Annotated in this window: 25 protein-coding genes; 23 read left to right on the top strand and 2 right to left on the bottom strand. The window is 41.5% G+C overall.

From position 1 onward, the window contains the following. Positions 1–25: 25 nt before the first annotated feature. On the bottom strand, positions 26–1,576 hold the full coding sequence (gene dnaA / locus ACOQOE_RS01255) for a chromosomal replication initiator protein DnaA (RefSeq protein WP_067867893.1): 1,551 nt from the start codon (positions 1,574–1,576) through the stop codon (positions 26–28). A 685-nt stretch (positions 1,577–2,261) separates the two neighbouring features. Here dnaA and rpmH point away from each other — a divergent pair. From rpmH to ACOQOE_RS01170, 17 genes are all read left to right on the top strand, one after another. After that, entirely contained in the window at positions 2,262–2,396 is a 135-nt protein-coding gene (gene rpmH, locus ACOQOE_RS01250; protein ID WP_067867899.1) for a 50S ribosomal protein L34, read from the top strand. Between the two features lie 89 nt (positions 2,397–2,485). Then, positions 2,486–2,797 (top strand): ribonuclease P protein component, encoded by a 312-nt coding sequence (gene rnpA, locus ACOQOE_RS01245; protein ID WP_231867983.1) that lies wholly within the window; start codon positions 2,486–2,488, stop codon positions 2,795–2,797. A gap of 15 nt (positions 2,798–2,812) precedes the next feature. Beyond that, positions 2,813–4,462, top strand: coding sequence for a membrane protein insertase YidC (gene yidC, locus ACOQOE_RS01240; RefSeq protein ID WP_067867904.1), 1,650 nt, complete (start codon positions 2,813–2,815; stop codon positions 4,460–4,462). Between the two features lie 132 nt (positions 4,463–4,594). After that, complete coding sequence (mnmE, locus tag ACOQOE_RS01235) at positions 4,595–5,962, top strand: tRNA uridine-5-carboxymethylaminomethyl(34) synthesis GTPase MnmE (protein ID WP_067867907.1); 1,368 nt, start codon at positions 4,595–4,597, stop codon at positions 5,960–5,962. A 1,219-nt stretch (positions 5,963–7,181) separates the two neighbouring features. Further along, entirely contained in the window at positions 7,182–9,092 is a 1,911-nt protein-coding gene (gene mnmG / locus ACOQOE_RS01230; protein ID WP_420554709.1) for a tRNA uridine-5-carboxymethylaminomethyl(34) synthesis enzyme MnmG, read from the top strand. Next, complete coding sequence (gene rsmG, locus ACOQOE_RS01225; RefSeq protein ID WP_420554708.1) at positions 9,092–9,730, top strand: 16S rRNA (guanine(527)-N(7))-methyltransferase RsmG; 639 nt, start codon at positions 9,092–9,094, stop codon at positions 9,728–9,730. The genes mnmG and rsmG overlap by 1 nt, the downstream gene beginning before the upstream one ends. 2 nt (positions 9,731–9,732) lie before the next feature. After that, positions 9,733–10,527: a ParA family protein gene (locus ACOQOE_RS01220; RefSeq protein WP_067867916.1), complete on the top strand. Its 795-nt coding sequence runs from the start codon at positions 9,733–9,735 to the stop codon at positions 10,525–10,527. Between the two features lie 3 nt (positions 10,528–10,530). Next, positions 10,531–11,409 carry a ParB/RepB/Spo0J family partition protein gene (locus tag ACOQOE_RS01215; protein ID WP_420554707.1) on the top strand — a complete coding sequence of 293 codons (879 nt, stop codon included), beginning with the start codon at positions 10,531–10,533 and terminating at the stop codon, positions 11,407–11,409. A gap of 195 nt (positions 11,410–11,604) precedes the next feature. Continuing rightward, positions 11,605–12,024, top strand: coding sequence for an ATP synthase subunit I (locus tag ACOQOE_RS01210; protein ID WP_067867923.1), 420 nt, complete (start codon positions 11,605–11,607; stop codon positions 12,022–12,024). Between the two features lie 16 nt (positions 12,025–12,040). Beyond that, a complete protein-coding gene (gene atpB, locus ACOQOE_RS01205) occupies positions 12,041–12,904 on the top strand; it encodes a F0F1 ATP synthase subunit A (protein ID WP_067867926.1) in 864 nt (287 codons plus the stop codon). 84 nt (positions 12,905–12,988) lie between these two features. Then, positions 12,989–13,219, top strand: a complete 231-nt coding sequence (gene atpE / locus ACOQOE_RS01200) for a F0F1 ATP synthase subunit C (protein ID WP_067867929.1) — start codon at positions 12,989–12,991, stop codon at positions 13,217–13,219. Between the two features lie 61 nt (positions 13,220–13,280). After that, entirely contained in the window at positions 13,281–13,751 is a 471-nt protein-coding gene (locus tag ACOQOE_RS01195; RefSeq protein WP_067867934.1) for a F0F1 ATP synthase subunit B, read from the top strand. Between the two features lie 14 nt (positions 13,752–13,765). After that, entirely contained in the window at positions 13,766–14,299 is a 534-nt protein-coding gene (locus ACOQOE_RS01190; protein WP_067867936.1) for a F0F1 ATP synthase subunit delta, read from the top strand. A 12-nt stretch (positions 14,300–14,311) separates the two neighbouring features. Then, positions 14,312–15,856 carry a F0F1 ATP synthase subunit alpha gene (gene atpA, locus ACOQOE_RS01185; RefSeq protein ID WP_067867939.1) on the top strand — a complete coding sequence of 515 codons (1,545 nt, stop codon included), beginning with the start codon at positions 14,312–14,314 and terminating at the stop codon, positions 15,854–15,856. 78 nt (positions 15,857–15,934) lie between these two features. Then, on the top strand, positions 15,935–16,798 hold the full coding sequence (gene atpG, locus ACOQOE_RS01180) for a F0F1 ATP synthase subunit gamma (RefSeq protein ID WP_067867942.1): 864 nt from the start codon (positions 15,935–15,937) through the stop codon (positions 16,796–16,798). A gap of 36 nt (positions 16,799–16,834) precedes the next feature. Then, the gene (gene atpD / locus ACOQOE_RS01175; RefSeq protein ID WP_067867945.1) at positions 16,835–18,211 is read left to right on the top strand and encodes a F0F1 ATP synthase subunit beta; all 1,377 of its coding nucleotides are present in this window, start codon (positions 16,835–16,837) and stop codon (positions 18,209–18,211) included. Positions 18,212–18,243: 32 nt separating this feature from the next. Then, positions 18,244–18,669, top strand: a complete 426-nt coding sequence (locus ACOQOE_RS01170; protein ID WP_067867948.1) for a F0F1 ATP synthase subunit epsilon — start codon at positions 18,244–18,246, stop codon at positions 18,667–18,669. A 119-nt stretch (positions 18,670–18,788) separates the two neighbouring features. Here ACOQOE_RS01170 and ACOQOE_RS01165 read toward each other — a convergent pair whose 3' ends face one another. Then, the gene (locus ACOQOE_RS01165) at positions 18,789–19,529 is read right to left on the bottom strand and encodes a TrmB family transcriptional regulator (RefSeq protein ID WP_420554706.1); all 741 of its coding nucleotides are present in this window, start codon (positions 19,527–19,529) and stop codon (positions 18,789–18,791) included. A 117-nt stretch (positions 19,530–19,646) separates the two neighbouring features. Here ACOQOE_RS01165 and glmU point away from each other — a divergent pair, with 117 nt between their 5' ends. From glmU to ACOQOE_RS01135, 6 genes are all read left to right on the top strand, one after another. Further along, entirely contained in the window at positions 19,647–21,020 is a 1,374-nt protein-coding gene (gene glmU / locus ACOQOE_RS01160) for a bifunctional UDP-N-acetylglucosamine diphosphorylase/glucosamine-1-phosphate N-acetyltransferase GlmU (protein WP_420554705.1), read from the top strand. 3 nt (positions 21,021–21,023) lie between these two features. Further along, the gene (gene glmS, locus ACOQOE_RS01155; protein ID WP_420554704.1) at positions 21,024–22,847 is read left to right on the top strand and encodes a glutamine--fructose-6-phosphate transaminase (isomerizing); all 1,824 of its coding nucleotides are present in this window, start codon (positions 21,024–21,026) and stop codon (positions 22,845–22,847) included. A 338-nt stretch (positions 22,848–23,185) separates the two neighbouring features. Beyond that, entirely contained in the window at positions 23,186–24,016 is an 831-nt protein-coding gene (locus ACOQOE_RS01150; protein ID WP_420554703.1) for a PAS domain-containing protein, read from the top strand. A 60-nt stretch (positions 24,017–24,076) separates the two neighbouring features. Then, positions 24,077–24,502: a methyl-accepting chemotaxis protein gene (locus ACOQOE_RS01145; protein ID WP_420554702.1), complete on the top strand. Its 426-nt coding sequence runs from the start codon at positions 24,077–24,079 to the stop codon at positions 24,500–24,502. A 259-nt stretch (positions 24,503–24,761) separates the two neighbouring features. Further along, on the top strand, positions 24,762–25,277 hold the full coding sequence (locus ACOQOE_RS01140) for a sigma-70 family RNA polymerase sigma factor (protein ID WP_420554701.1): 516 nt from the start codon (positions 24,762–24,764) through the stop codon (positions 25,275–25,277). Next, positions 25,274–26,254, top strand: coding sequence for a FecR domain-containing protein (locus ACOQOE_RS01135; protein ID WP_420554700.1), 981 nt, complete (start codon positions 25,274–25,276; stop codon positions 26,252–26,254). The genes ACOQOE_RS01140 and ACOQOE_RS01135 overlap by 4 nt, the downstream gene beginning before the upstream one ends. The last annotated feature ends 36 nt before the right edge of the window (positions 26,255–26,290 follow it).

Genomic DNA, 26,290 nt, shown 5'->3' with positions numbered 1-26,290 from the left:
TATGGCCGGATTAAGACCGGTATATTTACGCCGTTAGATGGCGCAGTAAATTCTTATAATCTTCTCTGATATCCGCATCACTCTCGCGCAACTCCTTTATCTTACGACAAGCGTGGAGCACAGTAGTGTGATCACGACCACCAAAAGCGTCACCAATTTCTGGCAAACTATGGTTAGTCAGCTCTTTTGATAGACTCATCGCTACTTGGCGTGGTCTAGCAACAGAACGGCTGCGTCTTTTCGACAACAGATCAGAAACCTTAATTTTATAATAATCAGCTACAACTCGTTGAATATTATCAATACTAACCTGTTTATCCTGCAATGCCAGTAGGTCTTTTAGAGATTCTTTAATAAAAGGTGTTGTTATTGCACTACCTGTGAAATGAGCATTGGCAATTACACGCTTTAAAGCACCCTCTAATTCACGGACATTGGACCTGATTTTTTGAGCAAGGAAGAAAGCGGCATCATCCGGTAAGCGGACACGGGCTTCGTCAGCTTTCTTCATTAATATAGCAACGCGCGTTTCTAATTCGGGTGGTTCAATGGCAACGGTTAAACCCCAACCAAATCGGGATTTAAGACGCTCTTCAACACCGTTAATCTCTTTTGGATAGCGGTCACTGGTCAGAATCATCTGTTGACCACCCTCTAACAGGGCATTAAATGTGTGGAAAAACTCTTCCTGTGAACGCTCTTTACCGGCAAAGAACTGAATATCATCAATCAATAACGCGTCAACAGATCGATAGTAACGCTTAAAATCATTGATCGCGTTGAGCTGTAGGGCTTTAACCATGTCTGCAACAAAACGTTCAGAGTGAAGATAAACGATCTTCGCATTTGGGTTGCGCTTCAACATCTCGTTACCCACCGCATGCATCAAGTGGGTTTTACCTAAACCAACACCACCGTAAATAAAGAGTGGGTTATAAGAAACACCAGGATTATCGCCGACCTGTCGTGCAGCGGCTAAAGCTAGCTGGTTAGATTTACCTTGAACAAAACTTTCAAAGGTAAAAGACTGGTTTAATTTAGATTGTGGATGCTTAAGTCCGCCTTCAACATTAACCATACGCTCAGCCATCGGCTGTTGTTGTGGTGGAGGCGTTGGCATATGCATCGGCATTTGAATCTGAGATGGCTCAGGCTCCAGACCCGGCTGAAATATATTTTCTCTAGGAGATTCAGCAGGAGGAGAGGTAGTAGCAGCTTCAAAACTGTTATGTTGTTCTGGATTAAAAATTGTTTCAGCAGGGCGTGCAGGTGGAGCAGGGCGACGTGCAGCTATAGCAGCAGTCCGTGGCCGAGGAGCAGCAACGCCGCGATTGTTAGCAACGTCTAGTGCAACTTCTGTGGATATATCACCGCTAACATCACACACCACTTGGCGGATGCGCGAAAGGAACTTGTCATTCACCCAATCACGTACAAAACGGTTGGGGGCTACCAGAACTAACCGATCAGCACTTTCAGGCGCGACTTTTAAAGGTCGAATCCATGTATTGTATTGCTGAGTCGGAAACTCATCCTGAAGGCTATGTAAACAACGCGCCCATAGTTCCGTCGACATAAGGGAGAGGCCCTTCTCTATCCTGTAATTATGATTATTAGTATTTTACTCTGGCAAGCAGATGTACTGCATATGTATAGAGATACACCAAAGTATAGAAGGATTCTAACTACTTCTGCTTCACTTATCCACAAAGCAGGGGCCTTTTTTGTAATTCTTTTTATATTTTTTCCATTTCTCAAAAGCCCTATAAATAGGGACGTTGGTGATTGTTTATTAAAAGAAATTCATGCTTATAATCACAACTAACCCACTTTTAATCCCCAAAGTTATACAGTAAACAAGGGGTATATTTTTCAAGCGCTCGCAGGAGTTATCCACACAACTAACAGAGTTAGTAACAAAAACAATCAAATACTAAATTTACCGTCTTTAAAAGGGCCGAATATAGTGTTTATCGCTTACATATAAATTTAAAAGCCAACAGTAAAATTTAAAGACCGATAGCTAAAGTTAGCGAGTATTAAAAATTTCAAAAACCTCTATTTAAAGATTTTGCTCCTATCTCTAGCTCAGATAAAGCCTTAAAATGGCAATAAATGGCTCTGTTTGTTAAAAAACAGTGATTATTAGTAAAAATAGATTGAACCCTCCCGACAAATTCACTAGAATTCCGCCTCTATTTTTTCGCGTAGTCAATTTGGCTGCGTATTTCATTCATCAAATGCGTTGGCAGGATTGACCGATGAAAAGAACATTTCAACCAAGCGTACTAAAACGTAAACGCACTCACGGATTTCGTTCACGTATGGCTACTAAAGCTGGACGTGCGGTTATTAACCGCCGCCGTGCTAAAGGCCGTAAACGCCTGTCAGCTTAATGGCTGACAAAAAGGTCTGGTTTATTTGAATGACCGAATTCAGTTACCCACGCCGGTTACGTTTGTTGACCGGCCGGGACTTTCAAAGTGTGTTTGACGACGTACAGTTGAAGGTACCAGACCAGCCTCTCCTCATACTTTCTCGCCCCAATAATCTTGACCAAGCTCGAATTGGTTTCGTTATTTCTAAAAAAAATGTTCGTCTAGCGGTGAAACGTAACCGTGTTCGGCGTATCATTCGCGAATCATTTCGTCTGAATCAACATAATTTGCCTGCTGTGGACATCATTATCCTTGCTCGAAAGGGCCTAGGAGAGATGGAAAATCAAGACGTCCACAAGCTGATGAAGAAATGCTGGTCCCGATTAAATAATAAATCGAGAAAGTTAAAGAAAACCTGATTTGGTCCCTAACCCATGGATGTACAGCGCATTATTCTTATTGGAGCACTTTGCCTGATCAGCTACATGCTGGTGCTACAATGGAACCAAGATTACGGTCAGCAACCTCAAGCTGAGCAAGTAACAACCTCTGTTTCTGCTTATGAAACACAACCCGCAGTGTCTGATCTGCCGGCGGCAGTAGAGGCAACAGCTCAAGCTGGTGATCTACCAGCAACAGCAGCTCAAGCTCAGAAAGCATCTCTAGTTGAGGTGAAAACTGACGTATTGAATGTAACTATAGATACTAAAGGCGGCGATATTATTCAGGTATCTTTACCTGAATATAAAGCGGTACTAGGTTCTGAGCTTCCATTCGTATTACTTGAGCAAACAGCAGAACGTACTTACGTTTCTCAGAGTGGTCTAGTTGGTAAAAATGGTCCAGATGCCAGTGCAAATGGTCGCCCAACTTACGCTATATCTCAGAGTGAATTTATCTTAGACGATCAAGATTCTCTCTCTGTTGATTTAACTTACGTTACTGAGAATGCTGTTCAGATCACTAAGCGTTATACCTTTAATAAAGGTTCTTACGAAATCGGCCTTGAATTCATCGTTAACAACCAGTCTGAAGAAAGCTGGTCAGCTAACCTGTTTGGTCAGATTAAACGTGATAATAGTGCAGACCCTACATCAACAACTGATATGGGTATGCAATCTTATTTAGGTCCGGTTTTCTCTACACAAGAGAACAACTACACTAAATATGACTTTGATGATATCGACGAAAAGCAGTTTAAAGAGAAAAGCCTAGATGGCTGGGTAGCTATGTCCCAGCACTATTTCTTAAGTGCTTGGATTCCAGAGAAAGGTGCCGAATATAACTACCAAACTCGTAAGTTGAACGGTAATTATATTGCAGGTTTCCTATCTCCTGATTTTACTGTAACTGCAGGCGATAGCAAAACAGTAAGTGCTAACTTCTACGCAGGTCCTAAAGATCAGGACATTATGGAAATGGCCGATGAAAACCTTAAGCTAACGGTAGATTACGGTGTGCTTTGGTGGATCGCTTCTCCTCTATATATGTTGCTAAAATGGATCCACGGTATAGTTGGTAACTGGGGTCTTGCGATCATCGGTATCACTATTATTGTGAAAGCTGCTTTATTCCAACTAAACGCAAAAGCCTTCAAGTCTATGGCTAAAATGCGTAAATTTGGCCCTGAGATGACTCGTCTTAAAGAACTTTATGGTGATGATCGCCAGAAGATGTCTTCCGAGATGATGAAGCTTTACCAAAAGGAAAAGATCAATCCTTTAGGTGGTTGTTTACCTATTGTTGCTCAGATGCCGATCTTCATTGCGCTATACTGGGTATTGATGGAATCCGTTGACCTTAGACATGCAGAGTTCCTATACCTAGCGGATCTATCGGTTAAAGATCCATACTTCATCCTACCGATTATTATGGGTGCAAGTATGTTTATCCAGCAGATGTTGAACCCAACACCTCCAGATCCAATGCAGGCGAAGATCATGAAGATGCTACCCATTATGTTCACCTTCTTCTTCCTTTGGTTCCCAGCAGGTCTAACCCTTTACTGGGTGGTGAACAACATACTGTCTATAGCTCAGCAATATGTGATCAATAAACAGATTGAAGCGGGAACCGATAAGTAGATATTACTTAGATAAATCCGCTCATAAAAAGCCGCTAACAATTAGCGGCTTTTTTGTGCCTGATCGTTCTATCTTAAAGTGATAGACTGCGCACACTTAGGATTGATTAGAAATAATCTGTAGAGAGACACTATGACACTTACCGCCAAAGATACGATTACCGCTCAAGCTACCCCTCCCGGTCGTGGTGGTGTTGGTATCGTCCGAATTTCAGGCCCTTTGGCCAAAGAGATTGCGACACAGGTTCTTAAAACAGAACTTAAGCCCCGATATGCCTATTATGGCCCTTTTTTTGATGACAACGGGTTAGAGATAGACCAGGGGATCGCCCTCTATTTTCCAGGTCCTAATTCATTTACCGGTGAAGATATATTAGAGCTACAAGGTCACGGCGGCCCAGTGATAGTCGATTTAATCTTAAGACGTGCGATAGAATTGGGTGCGCGTTTAGCTAAACCAGGTGAATTTTCAGAACGAGCTTTCCTAAACGATAAGTTAGATCTTGCTCAGGCAGAGGCGATAGCTGACCTGATAGATAGCTCATCTGAACAAGCCGCTCGCTGCGCTATCCGCTCCCTACAAGGTGAATTTTCAAACCGAATACATGATTTGGTAGAAGCTTTAATCCAGTTGCGCATCTATGTAGAAGCCGCTATTGATTTCCCCGAAGAGGAGATCGACTTTCTGGCCGATGGCAAAGTGCTCAAAGACCTTAATACCATCCTAGAGAAAATTGCCGACGTTCAAGTCGAGGCAAAACAGGGGAGTTTACTACGTGAGGGAATGAACGTAGTGATTGCCGGTAGACCGAATGCGGGTAAATCTAGCCTACTTAATGCCTTAGCCGGACGGGAAACCGCTATAGTCACAGATATCGCGGGGACAACTCGAGATGTACTAAGGGAGCATATTCATATTGATGGTATGCCACTTCATATTATTGATACAGCAGGCCTACGCGATGCACCTGATGAAGTTGAACGTATAGGTATCGACCGCGCATGGCAGGAGATAAAAAAGGCCGATCTTGTATTATTGATGGTTGATAGCCAATCAACAGAAACAGATAATCCAGAAAAAATATGGCCTGAATTTGTTCACCAATTACCGGATTCAAGCAAAATTACCGTCATCAGAAATAAAGCTGATCTTAGCGGTGAAACAATCGGTATTATCGAAGCACAAGATCATACAACCATCACCTTATCCGCTAAATCTCAAATCGGTGTAGATCTACTGCGTGAGCACTTAAAACAGTGCATGGGCTTTAGTGCAACGACGGAAGGCGGTTTTATGGCAAGACGACGCCATCTTGATGCACTAGAACGGGCCCATGCATTACTACGTATTGGACAAACACAGTTAGAAGTCAATGGAGCAGGGGAGCTGCTTGCTGAAGATCTCCGTCAAGCTCAACACACTTTAAACGAAATTACCGGCGCCTTTTCATCTGATGATTTACTAGGTCGAATATTTAGCTCTTTCTGTATCGGGAAGTGATTAATTACTTACACTATATAACCTATAGATATGTATGAAAAATAGTTTAACAAATAACCAATTCAATAAAAAAGGCCGCTAATAGCGGCCTTTTTAGTAGCTAACTAACGTTATTTAATAAAATAATTAAGTGATTTTTTATATGTTTTAAAATTAGCAACAACGGATTCTAATTGCTCTATATCTGTATGCACATTACCGTCGCAATTTTCCAATTCGGAACTAGAAATTACGCATTACTCGCTTCAAAATAAATCTAACCGCTCAACAGATCAGCAACCATTGCTATCTACTGATTCATATCGATAATTTGCACATAATAAGTCAGCAGCAGGTTGGCAACAACTAACACTCTCTCTAGCAGGTTGTTTATCATATTTAATTGTATTCAAAATGATAACCAATCCCTCTTTGCAAACTCTATATTTTACTTTGGACATATTTAGTTGCTGTTTCTGTACCAAAAGCCAACTTAAGCGATGAAAGCATGAACAAAACCCAGATCGCTCCACATTAGAGAAGAATTAAAGCCAATATTTAAGTAAAAACTTATTTTTTGCAGATTTAGAGTAAAAAAACTTATTATCTTATTCTTAACAGGTAAATAAAAAGTTATTACCATATTATCCACAAAAAAATAGACATCAAATTTATAAACATCACATCTAATTAAGTGTATCACTCTGCTAATAAGTATAATTTATTTATATATATCAATAGTTTATAATTAATAATTGCTTGGCCACTAAATATACAGTGGTGTTGATAAGTTTTTTTAAATTTTTATATACAGAAGCTGTGCACAAACTGTATGAGGATAGTTAAGTAACATAGGGATAAAGATGTGGATAATTACCCCTGTGGGTAAGCAGCCTATATATCCACAACTTACACTAAGCCTTTACAGACAATGTATCCATCTTTAGATACCTTTTATCATTTCTGTAATACTTTGAAATATAAAGAAAATATAAAGTTATCACCAGAAAAGTGCCTACTTAATAGTAATCATTAAAATAAGAAAACATATATATAATCTTTAAATAATATAATTCTTTATATAAAAAAGAGCTCTCTATGAGTTGTATAAAAAACGTTCATTCCTAATAGGGAGAAGTGCAGGTATAATCAGCGTCCATTTCAAAACCCGTTTACAACACAAGTGCTTAAAAAGTCTTAATCAGATCTAACAGCATTCTTTTTTAGAGGTAATACAACAGTGGATTTTCCAACCCACTTTGATGTCATTGTTATTGGTGGTGGCCATGCAGGAACTGAAGCTGCATTAGCATCAGCACGTACTGGTGCAAAAACATTACTGTTAACCCATAACATTGAAACCTTAGGTCAAATGTCCTGTAACCCTGCGATTGGGGGTATTGGCAAAAGTCATTTGGTTAAGGAGATTGATGCGTTAGATGGAGCTATGGCCTGTGCTACAGACAAAGGTGGTATTCAATTTAGAACATTGAATTCACGTAAAGGACCCGCTGTTCGAGCAACAAGAGCCCAAGCTGATCGTGTACTTTACAAAGCGGCAGTAAGACAAATACTTGAAAACCAACCGAATTTAGATATTTTTCAGCAGTCTGCTGATGATTTAATTATTGAAGGTGAATCGGTAAGAGGGGTTGTTACTCAAACAGGTATACGTTTTAAAGCTAAATCTGTAGTGCTTACTGCTGGGACTTTCCTTGGCGGTGTGATTCATATAGGTTTAGAAAATCATTCAGGTGGACGGGCAGGGGATCCTCCTTCCATCGCTTTAGCTCAACGTTTACGTGAATTACCTTTTCGAGTGGATCGTTTAAAAACAGGGACACCTCCAAGAATTGATGCGCGAAGTGTAGATTTCTCGGTTATGCAAGAACAGCCAGGTGATACACCTACACCGGTTATGTCTTATATGGGTAAATTAAGTGATCATCCAGAGCAAATTAGTTGCTATATCACTTATACCAATGAGCGAACCCATGAAATTTTACGTAACGGTTTAAATCGATCACCTATGTACACCGGTGTGATCGAAGGTGTCGGACCGCGCTACTGCCCATCAATTGAAGATAAAATAATGCGTTTTGCTGATAAAGATCAGCATCAAGTTTTTGTTGAACCTGAAGGTTTAACAACTAATGAGCTTTATCCGAATGGTATTTCAACGAGCTTACCATTTGATATTCAGTTAGCCGCTGTTCAATCGATTCGTGGCTTTGAAAATGCTCATATCGTTCGTCCGGGTTATGCTATTGAATATGATTTTTTCAATCCTCAGGATTTAAAGCATACCCTTGAAACCAAATATATGGATGGTTTGTACTTTGCTGGCCAAATCAATGGCACAACAGGTTATGAAGAAGCCGGAGCACAAGGGCTATTAGCTGGAGCAAACGCAGCGCTAAGAGCTCTAGATAAAGATCAATGGTATCCCCGTAGGGATGAAGCTTATATTGGTGTATTAGTAGATGATCTGATCACTTTAGGTACTTCTGAACCTTATCGAATGTTTACCAGCCGTGCTGAGTACCGTCTCATTTTAAGAGAAGATAATGCAGATCTTCGTTTAACTGAAAAAGGTAGAGAGCTTGGTTTAGTTGGTGATGAACGTTGGCAGGCCTTTTGTGAAAAACGTGAATCAATTGAACGTGAGCAACAACGCTTAAAAGAGACTTGGGTTCAACCAGGATCAGCTGAAGCTGATCAATTAGCGCCTAAGCTTAAGTCGCCATTATCGCGAGAATATAACCTTTCAGATCTGCTAAAGCGTCCAGAACTTAGCTATGCAGATATTGCTAATTTGAAAGGTGAAGGTGTAAACAATAACCAAGTATCTGAACAGGTTGAAATTCATAATAAATACGCTGGCTATATTGATCGTCAGAAAGATGAGATCGAGCAGATGCGTCGCCAGGAAAATACATTATTACCTGAAGGTTTTGATTATGATCAGGTCGGTGGATTATCCAATGAACTTAAAGCTAAATTAAAAGATGTTCGTCCTGAAACCATTTCACAAGCTTCTCGAATTCAAGGGATGACCCCTGCAGCTATATCGTTGTTATTGGTTTATTTGAAAAAGCATCAATTGAGCAAAAAGCAAACAACGGGTAAATCAGATCAGGTTGCTAGTTAATGAATCAGTACGCACAAGGTGATTTAGAATCTGCCCTTAAAAAGGGCATTAAAACCTTAGATTTAGATATTAGTGAGCAGCAAATAGACCTATTGATTAATTATTTACACCTACTTATAAAGTGGAATAAAGCGTATAACTTAACAGCGGTCAGAAAGCCGTTGGATATGGTTAACCGGCACTTATTGGATAGCTTAAGTATAGTGCCCTATATCCAAGGTAAACGAATTATCGATGTAGGTAGTGGCCCTGGACTTCCCGGCATACCTCTTGCTATATGTTATCCGGAGTTATCAGTGACTACTTTGGATAGTAATGGCAAAAAAACACGCTTTCAGCAGCAGGTTAAAACTGAGTTAGCGCTTGAAAATTTGACGATTATTAATGATCGTGTTGAAAATTGTCAGTTTGAGCCTTTCGATCAGGTTATATCTAGGGCTTTTGCATCAATCGAAGATATGATCAACTGGACTCATCAGCTTTGTAAGAAAGAGGGTGTTTTTCTTGCAATGAAAGGACTGTATCCTGAAGACGAACTATCAGCATTACCTGATGGTTTTGAATTAAAAACCTGTCACCGCTTACAAGTACCAGAAACAGAAGGTGAAAGGCATTTGCTAGTTTTAGGGAGACACTAGGCGTGGCAAAGATCTTAACGATCACAAACCAGAAAGGAGGGGTGGGTAAAACGACCACCTGCGTAAATCTGGCTGCTTCATTAGCTGCTACCAAAAAGCGGGTACTTTTGGTGGACTTAGATCCTCAAGGTAATGCGAGTATGGGGAGCGGAGTCGATAAACATACATTGGAAAATACAGTGTATGAAGTATTGACGGATAAAGTTCATATTCGTGAAGCAATTGTTAAGGATACTGTTGGTGGTTACGATCTTATTGGTTCCAATGGTGATCTAACCGCAGCAGAAGTTGAGCTGCTTCAAATTCCACGTCGTGAATTTCGTCTGAAAATGGCCTTGATCGATGTCGATGATGAGTATGATTTTGTATTGATAGACAACCCTCCATCTCTAAATTTACTGACGGTAAATGCCTTGGCATCCTCTGCGGGTGTCATTATTCCCATGCAGTGTGAATATTATGCATTGGAAGGTATATCAGCACTCATTGGTACTATTGATAAAATTAATAAACGTTTAAATCCTGTTCTAAAAATAGAGGGGATTTTACGTACTATGTTTGACCCTCGGATGAGTCTGACAAAAGATGTGTCATCTCACCTAGTTGAATATTTTGGTGATAAAGTTTATCGCACTGTTATACCAAGAAATATTAGGTTAGCTGAGGCACCAAGTCATGGTTTACCGGCTCTTTTGTATGATAAAAACTCCCGCGGTGCCGTTGCATATTTAGCATTGGCTGGTGAACTTATTCGCCGTACCAAATTGGAAGAAAAAGAACAATCACAGGAAGCATAGTTAATGGCTAAAAAGCGTGGTCTAGGAAAAGGTCTGGATGCTCTTTTATCGAGTGTCAGTGATGTTGAAGATAATGTTTCAACTCAAGGTGCAGAATCATTAGATGGTTATCGTTTACTAGCTGTTGATCTGATTCAGCGTGGACGTTATCAGCCTAGACGCGATATTGAACCCCAAGCGCTTGAAGAGTTAGCTAATTCAATTAAAGCGCAAGGGGTTATGCAACCTATTGTTGTTCGTCCGATCGATTCTGATCGTTATGAAATTATTGCAGGTGAACGCCGCTGGCGTGCAACACAGATGGCTGGATTAGTTGAAATTCCTGCTATTGTGAAAGATGTTCCTGATGAAGCAGCGATCGCAATGGCGCTGATCGAGAATATTCAGCGTGAGAATCTAAACCCCATTGAAGAAGCGATATCTCTTCAACGTTTAAAAGATGAATTTGAATTAACTCAACAAGAAGTTGCTGATGCGGTTGGTAAATCTCGTTCAGCAGTTACAAACCTTCTTCGCTTAATGAAATTAGGTGATGAAGTTAAGAAAATGCTTGAATATGGCGACCTTGAAATGGGTCACGCACGTGCCTTACTCGCTCTTGATGGCGATCTACAATTACAGGCTGCTCAGGAAATTTCTGGTCAAGGTATGTCTGTACGTCAAACTGAAGCTTTGGTTAAGAAAATTCAACAAGGCGGCGAACCTAGTCCTGAGAAAATTAAGCCAGAGCCAAATCCCCGTTTAAGTGAATTAGCCGGTGAATTATCTATACGTTTTGCTACTAATGTTGCGGTTAGTGAAAATGCTAAAGGTAAAGGCAAAATCACTATCAATTATGATGATGCTGAAACCTTAGAAACTATACTGTCTTTATTAAAATAAGAGCATAAATACTACTTTCGCACTTAATAAAACTGACTTATGGCATTATCTGTTAAGACATTAGTGCAAATGCTCAAACTGACTGTTGTCTCTTAAGCCTTAAGCCCATATAATCGGCACGCATTTTGGGCTATATGTGCGCCAAGATAGAGCGTATTAAAAAAGCGATAAAAATAGTTTTAAAGGTTTTAATCAATGACAACGGACAAAGCTAATCGAAAGCAAGGTGTCCATAGTCGTAAAACCCGAGAGAAAATTTTTAGAGTTTTCTTAGTACAAGCAGTTTTATGTGTGATTTTATCAGCAATATTATTGCTAGATAGCTTAGTAAGCGCATGGTCTGCTTTGTTAGGTGGAGGCTTATACCTGATACCTAATATTTATTTTGCGCATCGTGCTCTGAGATTCCGCGATAAACAAAGCGCGGGAAGAGCATTAGCAGAAATGTATGTGAGCCAAATATGGAAAATGGGAATAAGCATTCTGGGGTTTTCAGCAGTGTTTATTTTGATTCAACCTTTGAATCCATTTTCCCTATTTGGCACATTCATCCTGATGCAGATATCAGCATGGTTTGCACAGATGAAATTAAATAACAGATTCCTAAAACTTTGAACGAGAGAAACTGAGAATGGCTAGTGAAGGCGGAACTCTCACCTCCTCAGAATATATATCCCACCACTTAACCAATTTAACATTTGGTAAGTTGTCAGAAGGCACTACGCGTTATGACGGCTCAGTGGTAGGTGAGGGTGGTACTTGGACATTTGCACACGGTACTGAAGCAGCAGATATGGGCTTCTGGGCAATCAACGTAGATACAATGGGCTGGTCAATAGTACTTGGCGTATTGTTTCTTTGGTTGTTTAGTAAAGTTGCTAAAACTGCGACATCTGGCGTGCCAGGCAGTACACAAAATTTTGTCGAAACGATCATCGAATTTGTTGATGAAAACGTTAAAGGCATCTTCCACCATAAAAATCCAATGATTGCGCCGCTATCATTAACGATTTTTGTATGGATTTTCCTCATGAATACAATGGATTTAATCCCAGTTGATTGGATTCCATTTATTGCATCGGAAATGGGCATTTCTTACATGAAAGTGGTACCAACGACTGACGTAAATGCGACAGCGGGTATGGCACTGAGTGTATTTGCCCTGATTATTTATTACAGCATTAAACAGAAAGGTTTGGGTGGTTTCTTAGCTGAACTATCATTCCAGCCTTTAGGCAAATGGATGCTTCCATTTAACCTGTTTTTAGAACTTGTCGGATTGTTAGCTAAGCCTATATCTTTGGCATTGCGACTGTTCGGTAATATGTACGCTGGTGAAATGATCTTCATCCTGATCGCTTTACTACCGTTCTGGGCGCAGTGGGTACTATCTGTACCTTGGGCAATTTTCCATATCCTGGTAATTACCCTGCAGGCGTTCATCTTCATGGTCCTAACAATTGTTTATATGGCTATGGCGTATGATCACCACTAAGGTGGTTATCGATAAAGAAAAGTAGTAAAAAACCGAATTTTAGAATTTTTTTTAAATTTAAAACTTAAAGTGGAGATAAAACTGATGGAAATGGCATTGCTGTACATCGCTGGTGCGCTGATGTTGGGTCTAGGCAGCGTGGGTGCTGCGGTTGGTATCGGTATCCTAGGTGGTAAATTCCTAGAAGGTGCTGCTCGTCAACCTGAGCTGATCCCTCTTCTACGTACGCAGTTCTTCATCGTAATGGGTCTAGTAGATGCTGTACCTATGATCGGTGTTGGTCTTGGTCTGTACGTACTGTTCGCTGTTGCGTAAGTAACTACAAGTCGTAAGACTGACTTGTCGATTAACTTAATCAACCGCGAGAGGTAATGGCGTGAATATCAATCTAACCATCATTGGTCAGGCCATCGCTTTCTTTATTTTTGTTGTTTTCTGCATGAAATATGTATGGCCTCCAATTACGGCCGCACTAGCAGAGCGCAAAAAGAAGATTGCAGAAGGTCTGGACGCTGCTGATCGTGCTGAGCGTGATTTACAGTTGGCTCAAGAAAAAGCAACTGAAAATATGCGTAAAGGCAAAGAAGAAGCAGCCGCCATCATTGAACAGGCCAACAAGCGGGCTAACCAGATCGTCGAAGAAGCTAAAGAGAAAGCTGTTGAAGAAGCAGGTCGTGTTAAAGCGGCAGCAACAGCAGAACTAGAACAAGAAGTTAACCAAGCACGTGAAGCATTACGTGGTCAGGTTGCTACTCTAGCCCTATCAGGCGCAGAGAAGATTCTAGAAGCATCTATTGATGAAAAGGCACATGCACAGCTTGTTGAAAAACTGGCCGCTGAGCTTTAAAGCGAGGTTTAACGATGGCTGAAGTCAACACTGTCGCTCGGCCTTATACCAAAGCTGCTTTTGAGTATGCAATGGATAAGGGTAACCTTGATCAGTGGTCCGCTACACTTTCCCTAGCTGCAGCTGCAGCTAATGATGAAAAGGTAGCGAGTGTACTGAGTAATCCTGCTCTTACAAACACACAAAAAGCTGACGTTATGGTTAGCATTTGTGAAGATGCAGATGAGGCGGGTAAGAATTTCCTTAAGCTTCTAGCTGGGAACAAACGTTTGGCATTATTGCCTGAGATTTCTGCACAGTTTAATAAACTGAAAGCGAATCAAGAAAAGTCACTAGATATTGAAGTGACAACAGCGTTTGAACTGCTAGATGAACAGCAGGAAAAACTTGCACAGGCACTGAAAACCAAACTAGGTCGTGATGTGAAACTAACTTCTCAAATAGATAAAGCTATTTTGGGTGGTGTAGTAGTTCGTACAGACGATTTAGTGATCGACGGCTCCGTTCGTGCTCGACTTGCGAAATTGGCCGAAGCGATGAATTCCTGAGGGGAATAAAGCATGCAGCAACTGAATCCTTCTGAGATCAGTGAGATTCTCAAGAAGCGCATTGAAAACATCGATGTGACTTCAGAAGCCCGTAATGAGGGCACTGTAGTTAGCGTTTCCGATGGTATCATTACGATCCACGGACTTGCTGACGTAATGTACGGGGAAATGATCGAATTTCCTGGCGGTATCTATGGTATGGCTCTTAACCTTGAGCGCGATTCCGTAGGTGCTGTTGTATTGGGCGACTACCAAAACCTAGTAGAGGGTGCGACTGCACGTTGTACTGGTCGTATTTTGGAAGTGCCTATTGGTCCGGAACTGCAGGGTCGCGTAGTCGACGCTCTGGGTAACCCGATCGATGGTAAAGGTCCAATCGAAACTAAATTAACTGACGCTGTAGAAAAGGTTGCACCTGGTGTAATCGAACGTCAGGGTGTTGATCAGCCAGTACAGACTGGTCTGAAAGCAATCGATTCCATGGTTCCAGTAGGCCGTGGTCAGCGTGAGTTGATCATCGGTGACCGCCAAATTGGTAAATCTGCGATTGCTATCGACGCTATCATCAACCAGAAAAATACCGGCGTTAAATGTATTTACGTAGCCGTAGGCCAGAAACAGTCTACTATCGCTAACGTTGTACGTAAGCTTGAAGAGCACGGCGCAATGGATCACACCATTGTTGTTGCTGCCGGTGCCGCTGATCCTGCAGCAATGCAGTTCTTGGCTCCTTATGCTGGTTGTACAATGGGTGAATACTTCCGTGACCGTGGTGAAGACGCTCTGATCGTATACGATGACCTGACTAAACAGGCATGGGCTTACCGTCAGATCTCTCTATTGTTACGTCGTCCACCAGGACGTGAAGCATACCCAGGTGACGTATTCTACTTGCATTCTCGTCTACTAGAGCGTGCTTCGCGTGTTAACGCTGACTACGTTGAGAAATTCACCAATGGTGAAGTTAAAGGCCAAACAGGTTCTTTAACATCTCTACCTGTAATCGAAACACAGGGCGGTGACGTTTCTGCGTTCGTACCAACAAACGTAATCTCCATCACTGATGGTCAGATCTTCCTAGAATCTGATCTATTCAACTCAGGTGTACGTCCAGCAATCAACGCTGGTCTATCGGTATCTCGAGTAGGTGGTGCAGCTCAGACTAAAATCATCAAGAAGCTAGGTGGCGGTGTTCGTCTAGCATTGGCTCAGTACCGTGAGCTAGCAGCGTTCGCACAGTTCGCTTCTGATCTTGATGATGCGACTCGTGCTCAGCTTGAGCATGGTCAGGCTGTAACTGAGCTTATGAAGCAGAAGCAGTACTCACCAATGTCAATTGCTGACATGGGTTTGAGTTTGTTCGCTGCTAACGAAGGTTACCTATCTGGTGTGGAATTGAACAAGATTCTAGACTTTGAAGCTGCATTGATCTCTTTCTTCAACAGCGAATACGCTGATCTGATGGCTGATATCAATAAGTCTGGCGGATACTCTGATGAGATCGCTGCACAGTTCAAAGCTGGCATTGAAAAGTTCAAGTCTACTCAAACTTGGTAAGAGCTCGTTACGAGTGAGTGATCTGCATGAGTTTATTCATGCAGATCTAACACTAAGTCAAGGTTAATAGGCGGAACTATGGCAGTCGGAAAAGAGATTAAGACAAAGATTGCGAGTGTGCAGAGCACGAGGAAGATTACCAGCGCTATGGAAATGGTTGCTGCTTCTAAGATGCGTAAAGCGCAGGATCGCATGGAGTCATCTCGGCCGTACGCCCGGAGTATCCGTGGTGTAATTCAGCACCTAGCCGGGTCTAATCCTGAGTACAAACATCTGTACATGCAGGAGAGAGAGACTAAACGCGTTGGTTTCATTGTTGTTGCAACCGACCGTGGCTTGTGTGGTGGTTTGAACGTGAATGCGTTCAAAGCAGCTGTTAAAAGCATGAAAGAGTTCCATGACCAAAATATCGAAATCGATATTTGTTCACTAGGCAGCAAATCTGCAACGTTCTTTAAGAACTATGGCGGGAATGTAGTTGCTGCTAAATCACACCTAGGTGACGCACCGGAAGTTGCTGATCTAATTGGTGCGGTGAAGGTCATGCTTGATGCTTACGATGAAGGAAAACTGGATAAAGTGTTTGTTGTATCTAACGAATTCGTTAATACAATGACCCAGTCACCGGCTATCGAACAGGTGCTTCCACTTAAGGCAGAAGATGACGATGAACGTCTCAATCATCATTGGGATTACCTTTACGAACCTGATGCTAGAGAGCTTCTAAATGGCTTACTAGTACGTTACGTAGAGTCCTTGGTCTATCAGGCCGTGGTTGAGAACAATGCCTGTGAACAGGCAGCACGAATGCTAGCAATGAAAAATGCAACAGATAATGCTGGCGATATGATAAACGAGCTTGAAATGATTTATAACAAGGCTCGTCAAGCGGCGATTACTCAGGAAATATCTGAGATCGTTAGTGGTGCTGCGGCTGTTTAATGCAGTAAACAGGTTCAATTTTAAGAGGATCCGAACATGAGTAGCGGAACTATTGTTCAGATTATCGGCGCTGTAGTAGACGTGGAATTCCCACGTGACTCAGTACCGAAGATTTATGACGCGTTGACAGTCGGTAAAACTGGCTTGACACTAGAAGTTCAGCAGCAGCTGGGTGACGGTGTTGTACGCGCGATTGCAATGGGCCAAACCGAAGGCGTAAGCCGCGGCTGGGAAGTAGCGAACACTAATGCGCCAATTTCTGTACCTGTAGGTACGGCAACATTGGGTCGTATTATGGACGTACTTGGTAACCCAATTGATGAATGTGGCGATATTGGTGAAGAGGCACGTATGCCTATCCACCGTAAAGCCCCTTCTTATGAAGAACAGTCAGCGTCTAACGACCTACTGGAAACTGGTATCAAGGTAATTGACTTGGTTTGCCCGTTTGCTAAAGGTGGTAAAGTTGGTCTGTTTGGTGGTGCCGGTGTAGGTAAAACAGTAAACATGATGGAGCTGATCCGTAATATCGCGATCGAGCACTCAGGTTTCTCTGTATTTGCTGGTGTAGGTGAGCGTACTCGTGAGGGTAACGACTTCTACTATGAGATGAAAGAATCCAACGTATTGGATAAAGTATCTCTAGTATACGGCCAGATGAATGAGCCTCCAGGTAACCGTCTTCGCGTAGCGTTGACTGGTCTTACTATGGCGGAAGCTTTCCGTGACGAAGGTCGTGACGTATTGTTGTTCGTTGACAACATCTACCGTTACACTCTTGCGGGAACCGAGGTATCTGCACTGTTAGGCCGTATGCCTTCAGCGGTAGGTTACCAGCCAACACTAGCGGAAGAGATGGGTGTTCTTCAGGAACGTATCACTTCTACTAAAACTGGTTCTATCACATCTATCCAGGCGGTATACGTACCAGCGGATGACTTGACTGACCCGTCTCCAGCAACAACCTTCTCACATCTTGATGCGACAGTAGTATTGTCTCGTCAGATCGCAGAATTGGGTATCTACCCAGCGGTTGACCCACTGGATTCAACATCACGTCAGCTTGATCCATTGGTTATCGGCCAAGAGCATTATGATATTGCTCGTCAGGTGCAGGGTGTTCTTCAGCGTTATAAAGAGCTGAAAGATATCATCGCTATCTTGGGTATGGATGAGTTGTCTGAAGAAGACAAGCAAGTGGTAACACGTGCTCGTAAGATTCAGCGTTTCCTATCTCAGCCATTCTTCGTTGCTGAAGTATTCACTGGTTCTCCAGGTAAATACGTATCTCTTAAAGATACAATCAGTGGCTTTAAAGGTATCCTTGAAGGACAGTACGACGACCTACCAGAACAAGCGTTCTACATGGTTGGCGGTATGGACGAAGCGATCGAAAAAGCTAAAAGCATGTAAATGCTTTTAGCTAACCTTTACGAGGTATAAATATGGCTATGACTGTTCATTGCGACATCGTTAGTGCTGAGAATGAAATTTTCTCTGGCCTGATTGAATTCGTATCCGTAACAGGTAGCCTGGGTGACTTGGGTGTTTACCCAGGTCACGCTCCGCTTCTGACGGAACTGAAACCAGGACCTGTCGAATTACGTAAACAGGGTGGCGAACAGGATATTTTTTATGTATCCGGTGGCTTCTTTGAGGTTCAACCTCATAAGGTAACTATTCTTGCAGACACAGCTTTGCATGCAGCAGACCTTAATGAAGCAGCAGCGCAAGAAGCTCAGAAAGATGCTGAGCAAGCTATAGCGAATAAAACTTCCGAGTTTGAATACTCGAAAGCAGCTACACAGCTTGCAGAAGCAGCAGCTCAGCTTCGTACTCTACAGGAGATTCGTAAAAAGTTGGGTCGTTAAGATCTCTTTTTACAATCTACAAGTCAAAAGGCAACCCTCGGGTTGCCTTTTTCGTTTGTGGGAGACCTGTCCCCCTGGAGCGATTATACCTAAGGTTGCATTAGCACAGAGTAGGCCTTCTAGAGTAATCGCCATAAGGTATCAAAGATGATTTTTTGTGCAGTCGCTACTTCCGCTGAATTAATCACTACAGCGGTCGGGTAGTTGTCTGAAGCAAGTGAGATAATTGCACATTTAGGTGGGTAGATAGCTATATAGGCAGCATCAACTTTCCCTTCAGTTTTTATCCATTTACGTTCTGATAACTCCGCATCCTCCCCACCATCCCCTATAGCTATCACTTGTACGCTAATACCACGTTGTATGCGTTGATTTGTGAAGTTTGGGAAGGGGCGATAAAGATGCTTCCTAATCGGTTTAGAGGAGAAGACTGAGTAACTATCTCGCTCTGAGTTGGTTACTGAGCTAAGAATATCTTTTAAAACATGCTCAATGCCTGCATCCCCTTCATAAAATTGAACATTAGCTGTATTAAAATCGGGTTTTAGGTGCTGAAGTTCGGGAATTATACTTTGCTTAAGTGTGTCTATTGCGCTTTCAATTCCAGAACGTCTTTCTTCAGCTAATTGTAGTAGGTAATCGGGATCAACAGGAGAGAATAGACGCCTTTTCCCCTTTGGTTGATAAGTAACAATGCCTTTTCGTTGCATCTCTTTCAGGCTTTCATAGGTACTACCGCGATTAATGCCAGATTTATAGGCAATCGATCGAATAGAACTCGCTCCGAGTGATAGTAGTGCTTTATAAATCACTATTTCACGTGGGGTTAGGCCAAGTAGTTCAAAAATTTCATTATTCATAATTGTCATAAAATTTGTGACAAAAGGGATTGTGTGAAACTATTATTACTTTAAAGTTAGGCGATAATAAAGTAGTAATTATCAATCAGGCATTTGCCACAAGGAAAGTTAGACACTATGTCAGTTGACGTTGTCATTTTAGCTGCAGGTCAGGGCAGCCGTATGAAATCAAACCTGCCGAAAGTACTCCATAAAGTAGGCGGTAAAGCGATGGTGCAGCATGTGATTGATGCTGCATCAAAAATGAAAGATGTGATCACCCATGTGGTCATCGGCCATGGGGCAGAGCTGCTACGGGAATCCTTGGCAGGACAAACCCTTAATTTTGCATTACAAACTGAACAGAAAGGTACAGGCCATGCGGTTGCTCAGGCAATGCCTTCTGTTGCTGAAGATAGCGTAGTTCTTGTTCTTTATGGCGATGTTCCCTTAACTCAACCGGAAACGATGAATCAGATGGTTGAGTTAGCTAAACAGGATAATTTCGCATTACTTACGGTTAATCTTAATGATCCTACAGGCTACGGACGTATTGTCCGCAATGGAGAGGGGTCGGTTACCGCTATTGTTGAGCATAAAGACGCAACAGTGGAACAACATCTAATAAAAGAAGTGAATACCGGTATTTTAGCGGTTAAAAGTCACTATCTTCGAGAATGGTTGCCGAAATTATCATCAGAAAATGCTCAAGGCGAATATTATCTAACGGATATTATTGCTATGGCTGCTGAGCAAGGTTTAGTTATTAAAACTATTCAGCCGGATGCAGAAGAGGAAGTTCAAGGAGTCAATAACCGTATCCAGTTGGCTGAGTTAGAACGCTGGTATCAGCTACAGCAAGCTGAGCAGTTGATGTTATCGGGTGCTACATTAGCCGATCCTAAACGTATAGATGTGAGGGGCAATGTTAATTGTGGCCAAGATATCATTTTGGATATCAATATTGTTTTTGAAGGGGAAGTAAAACTGGGTGATAACGTTGTTATAGAACCTAATTGTTATTTGAAAAACTGCAGTATAGGTGCAGGTTCCTATATAAAAGCTAATTCGGTAATCGACGATACGGTTGTTGGTGAATCTTGTGATATAGGGCCATTCGCGCGCCTACGTCCCGGCACGCTGTTAGCTAATAAAGCTAAAGTAGGTAATTTTGTTGAAACAAAGAAAGCAATCGTCGGCGAAGGTTCTAAGATTAACCATCTCTCTTACATTGGTGATGCAATCTTAGGTGATAACGTCAATATTGGTGCTGGTACGATTACTTGTAATTATGATGGCGTCAACAAATCGACGACAGAGATTGCTGATAATGCGTTTATCGGATCTAACACCGCATTAGTCGCACCAGTTAAGATCGGCAAAATGTCTACTATCGGTGCAGGTTCGACAATTAGTAAGAATGTTGATGACGCTGAATTAGCTTTAACACGCGCGAAGCAGGTATCTTTCAATAACTGGAAGCGTCCTACTAAATTGACTAAAGAGAATTAGATTATGTGTGGAATAGTAGGCGCAGTTGCTGCACGGCCGGTCCAAAATATTTTAATTGAAGGGTTACGTCGTCTTGAATACCGTGGATATGATTCTGCGGGTATCGCGTTACATATGGACGATGAAATTAAACGTTGCCGTCGCAATGGTAAAGTACAGTCTTTGGCAGATGCACTAGCTGAGAACCCATTGATTGGAACAACAGGTATCGCACATACCCGTTGGGCGACTCACGGAGTACCTCATGAGCGTAATGCGCATCCGCATATGTCAGCTAATATTTTAGCGGTTGTACATAATGGCATTATCGAGAACTTTGAAGCACTTAAAGAGGAGTTACAGGAAAAAGGCTATACCTTTACCTCTGACACCGATACAGAAGTAATTGCTCACTTACTTGCTGAGTATTTAAAAACAGAATCCTGCTTACAACGTGCCGTCGCTCATATTATTACAAAATTAGAGGGCGCATATGCATTAGGTGTCATTCATAAAGATGAACCTGATCAGCTTGTTACCGCCCGTAAAGGTAGCCCTTTAGTGATTGGTGTCGGTATAGGTGAAAACTTTATCGCATCAGATCAACTGGCATTGTTGCCGGTAACTGACCGTTTTATGTTTTTGGAAGATGGTGATGTCGCTGTTTTAACCGCGTCTGATATCGAGGTATACGACTCTAGTAATAAGATTGTTACGCGTGAAGTATGTCAGTTTGAGCATGGGATTAGTGCGGCAGATAAAGGTGAATTTAAGCATTACATGCTTAAAGAGATCTATGAGCAACCCTCTGTTATCAAAGCCTGTATGGAAGGTCGTATTAGCGGTGATAGGTTATTAGAACAATGTTTCGGTGCTAAAGCGGCGACTATATTTGATCAAGTAAAACAGGTTCAAATCATTGCCTGTGGTACTAGTTTTCATGCTGGCATTATTGCTAAGTATTGGATCGAAGAGTTTGTTGGTATTCCCTGCATGATCGAAGTGGCCAGTGAATATCGTTATCGCTCGGTTGTTATTCCGCCTGGAACCTTATTTTTAACGATCTCTCAATCAGGAGAAACCGCAGATACACTAGCAGCATTAAGAGAAGTTCAATCACGTGTATTAGCCTCTTTAGTTATCTGTAATGTTCCCGGAAGTTCTTTAGTACGCGAATCAGATCTATGCTTAATGACCAATGCGGGCCCTGAAATTGGGGTAGCATCAACTAAAGCGTTTACGACTCAGTTAGTAGCGTTAATGCTGACCACTATAGCCTTAGGCCGTCGTAATGATCTTACTGCTGAAGTGGAAGCTAAAATTATTCGTGCTTTAAAAACGTTACCTGAACAGGTTGAACAAGCGCTTGCGATGGATAAAGATATTGAAGCGATGGCGCAATCTTTTGCTGAGAAGCACCATGCTCTGTTTTTAGGTCGAGGTACTTTATATCCAATTGCAAAGGAAGGGGCGCTTAAACTTAAAGAGATCTCCTATATCCATGCAGAATCATACCCAGCAGGTGAGCTTAAACATGGGCCTCTCGCGTTGGTAGATAAAGATATGCCTGTCGTTGCAGTGGCTCCTCAAAACGACATGCTTGATAAGCTAAAAGCAAATTTACAGGAAGTTAAGGCGCGAGGTGGTCAATTATTTGTTTTTGCTGGTTCTGATCGAGTGCAGGCAGAAGATGCTACTCATGTGCTTACAATGCCTGATTGTGATGAGATTATGCAACCTGTGTTATATACCATTCCTCTTCAACTGCTTTCCTACCATGTCGCAGTATTGAAAGGTACAGACGTCGACCAACCGCGCAACTTGGCTAAGTCCGTTACAGTTGAATAACAGGTTAATTTAATTACGCCGTTAACTAGTGAGTTAGTGGCGTTTTTATATTTATTATCACTCTGCTGCTAATAAAAACAGGAAAAAGCCATAACATCACTTAGTTGTACTGAGTTGCTACACTTAATTTAGCCTAAGCTTTTAAATTAAAAAAAATGATTATTGATAAATCATTTTTACTAGCAAGTTTACGTTTGCGATCAGCATCAAGGTTAATTGTTACTTTTAATAGATCAAATTCATCTGTTGTTTAAACTTACCTTGTCAAAATACTGAACCTGATTGATATAAAAGCTATTAAGATATTTAAGTAAATACTATTGAGTTAAGTGGGAATTATGTTTTTTAAAAATGCTAAATTATTGTCCCGAATTGAAGAGCTAGAAGCAGAACTTAAAGCGTTTAAAGCAGTTGAAAGTGACCTTGAAGAAGAGATGATTAGTTTCTCAATGGATGCAGAAGGGAGACTCGTTAGTGCCAATAATAATTTCTATTTAGCCACGGGCTATGCGGCGCATGATATTTCCGGCATTTTATTGGAAGATTTATTGGCTCCAAGTTCTAAAAGCAAGCTTCATTGTCAGCGTATGCTTGATGCTGTTAAGCAAGGCAAGCACTGGCATGGCGCTTTACAGATGATTAAAAAGAATAGTGATGAAACTTGGCTGCGCGGTATTATTCAACCGAAAAGAAGTAAAGACGCCCAGCTATTGGGATTTATTATTTATTCAACAGAGCTTACTCGGACGATTACTTTGTCTAGAGAGAAAGAGGATATGCTACTTGCCTTAAATCGCTCCTCGGCTGTTATCGAATTCACATTAGATGGCATTGTTTTAGATGCTAACGATAACTTTTTGCAAGGAGTTGGTTATAGCAAGGGAGAAATCGTAGGTAAGCATCATAGAATTTTTTGTACGCCAGAAGATGCAGAGTCTAAAGAATATGCAGAATTCTGGAGAAAACTTGGAAACGGTGAATATGTATCTGATCGTTTTAAGCGAATTGATCGTGATAAAAATATTGTTTGGTTAGAAGCTAGCTATAACCCTGTTCATGATGAGACAGGGAAACTTTATAAAGTTGTTAAATTTGCTACCGTTATAACTGAGCAGATGGAACGGGAAATCGCAATTTCGGAAACGTCCGATATTGCTTATGATATTTAAAGAAAAACAGATTCCGATGCCGAAAATGGAATTACAGTTATTAACTCTACTATAGAGACGGTGGCAGGCCTTTCTCAGCAGATGGGTTGTGCCAGCAAAGGTATATGCGAACTTGATGTGCAATCTGCGAAAGTAGCAGAACTGGTAGATAGTATAAAGGGCATAGCGGATCAAACTAATCTATTAGCTTTAAATGCAGCGATTGAAGCAGCTAGAGCTGGGGAGCAAGGTCGAGGGTTTGCCGTTGTGGCTGATGAGGTGCGTCAATTAGCCTCTAGAACGAGTATTGCAACCGAACAAATTATTGATGTTGTTTCTGAAAATAAGCAACTCACTGAGGCTGCAGTTTCAGTCATCGAATCAAGTTTAGAAGAGGCGCAACGTGCTTTACAGCTTTCTAATGATGCTGGATCAGTCATGAATGATATTCAATCAGGCGCGAAACAGGTTGTTGATGCCGTAAGAAAATTTAGAAGATCTCTTTAAGTCGTAGAGCGCTAAGTCATGTATTAGCAGCCTAATTTTTCAGAGGTTTTTAAGCTTTGATTAAATATAGATATTCAACTTGATTTGAGGGCTGCCGATTAAGATTGTGGGAGGAGTATCAAGAAGGCCCTAAAATAGGGTGCATCTATATAGCGTTCGATTATATTGGATGAAGTTAGAATAGGTTGTAGAGGATTGTACTTGATTAGATAAATAATAATCATTAGCATTATCTTTTATTTTTAATTTGGTTTATCCCATGCCGGATCTTTCTAGTCATTGCTTAGCAGAAAAGTTATTCTCTAAGCATAATACATGGCTTCGTAACTGGTTGTTTTCGCGTTTAGGCTGTACTGATCAGGCTGATGATTTTGTACAAGATACCTTTATGCGGGTCATTAGAAGGCGGGAAAAGCTTAGAAAAGAACCCTTAAAAGAGCCTAGAGCTTATTTAATAACTATTGCGCGCGGTTTATTAACGGATCACTGGCGCAGAAAAGAGGTAGAACAGGCATGGCACTATACATTGTCTCAACTTCCAATGGAGGAAGTGCCATCTCCTGAGATAAGTTTAACCTTATTGGAAACGCTTGTTGAAATTGATGAAATTCTTGAAACATTACCTCCACCTGTACGTAAGGCTTTTTTATGGTCGCAACTAGAAGGTTACAGTTGTCGTCAGATTGCTTGCGAATTGGAAGTATCCCTCTCTACGGCTGAGCGCTACGTGGCTAAGGCTTTACGTCGGTGTTACGATTTGCGATATAGTGTATGAGTATTGAGCAAGTAGAGCTGCCTGATGAGATAATTGATGAAGCCATTAATTGGTTAATTCAGTTGGATATAAATGATAGCTCTAAAACGAAAAGAGTAGCGTTTGATCACTGGTTACAGCAATCACCCACACACGTGTGCGCTTGGGAGCGGGTTAAAAGTCTGCACAACCATTATACTGCGTTGCCTTCTATAGCTTTAGCAGACACATTAGAAACCTTAGAAAGGAAAAAATCTCAATCTCGCCTTAGTCGTCGCCAGGCTATAAAAATGTTATCCATTTCAAGTGTTGTCTTGAGTGGTATTTGGCTAGGTAAAGAACATGCACCTTGGCAGCGGCTATTAGCTGATTATAGTACGGGAATTGGTGAGCAGGGTAGATTTATACTTGCAGATAAAAGCCAAGTAATATTGAATACGGATAGTGCATTATCTGTCGATTTTTTAAGTAAGCGTCGAAAGCTAAGGCTACGTCGTGGAGAGATGTACCTAACTGCAGGTCCAGATAGCGATTATTATCCCAAACGTCCATTATTAATTCAGACACCATTTGGGCGTATTTCGGCTTTGAATACACGTTTGACTGTGCGTATTCAAAAATCTCGTACAAAGGTTAGTGTCCAAGCCGGGCAGGTAGAGCTGCTCAACCGAGCAGGGATTCAAGTGAGTGCAAATAATGGCGAGAGTTTTTGGCTTTCGAACGATAAAATAGTCTCTGCTGATCGTTCGAGCATTAAGTCTGATGCATGGATTTCGGGGGCTATCGCAGGAACGAATATTCGCTTAGGTGAGTTGTTAGATGAACTTAGTCGCTACCGGGTTGGTATTATTGATTACTCTCCAGATTTAAAGGATAGGCTTGTTTCTGGGATCTTTCAGCTGAAAAACGTCGATACAACTTTACAATTTATTGCCAAAGTTCAATCTGTTTCTGTCGAGTTTAGAACACCTTATTGGGTAGTTGTACGACCTGCATAATTTATTTTTCAGTAAAGTGAGGGTTTTTTCGTTTTC

This window comes from Neptuniibacter marinus (genome assembly GCF_965223595.1).
In the GTDB taxonomy this organism is placed as follows: domain Bacteria; phylum Pseudomonadota; class Gammaproteobacteria; order Pseudomonadales; family Balneatricaceae; genus Neptuniibacter; species Neptuniibacter marinus.
The sequence above is the reverse complement of the archived record's forward strand: the minus strand, read 5'-3'. Positions and strand labels throughout refer to the sequence as shown.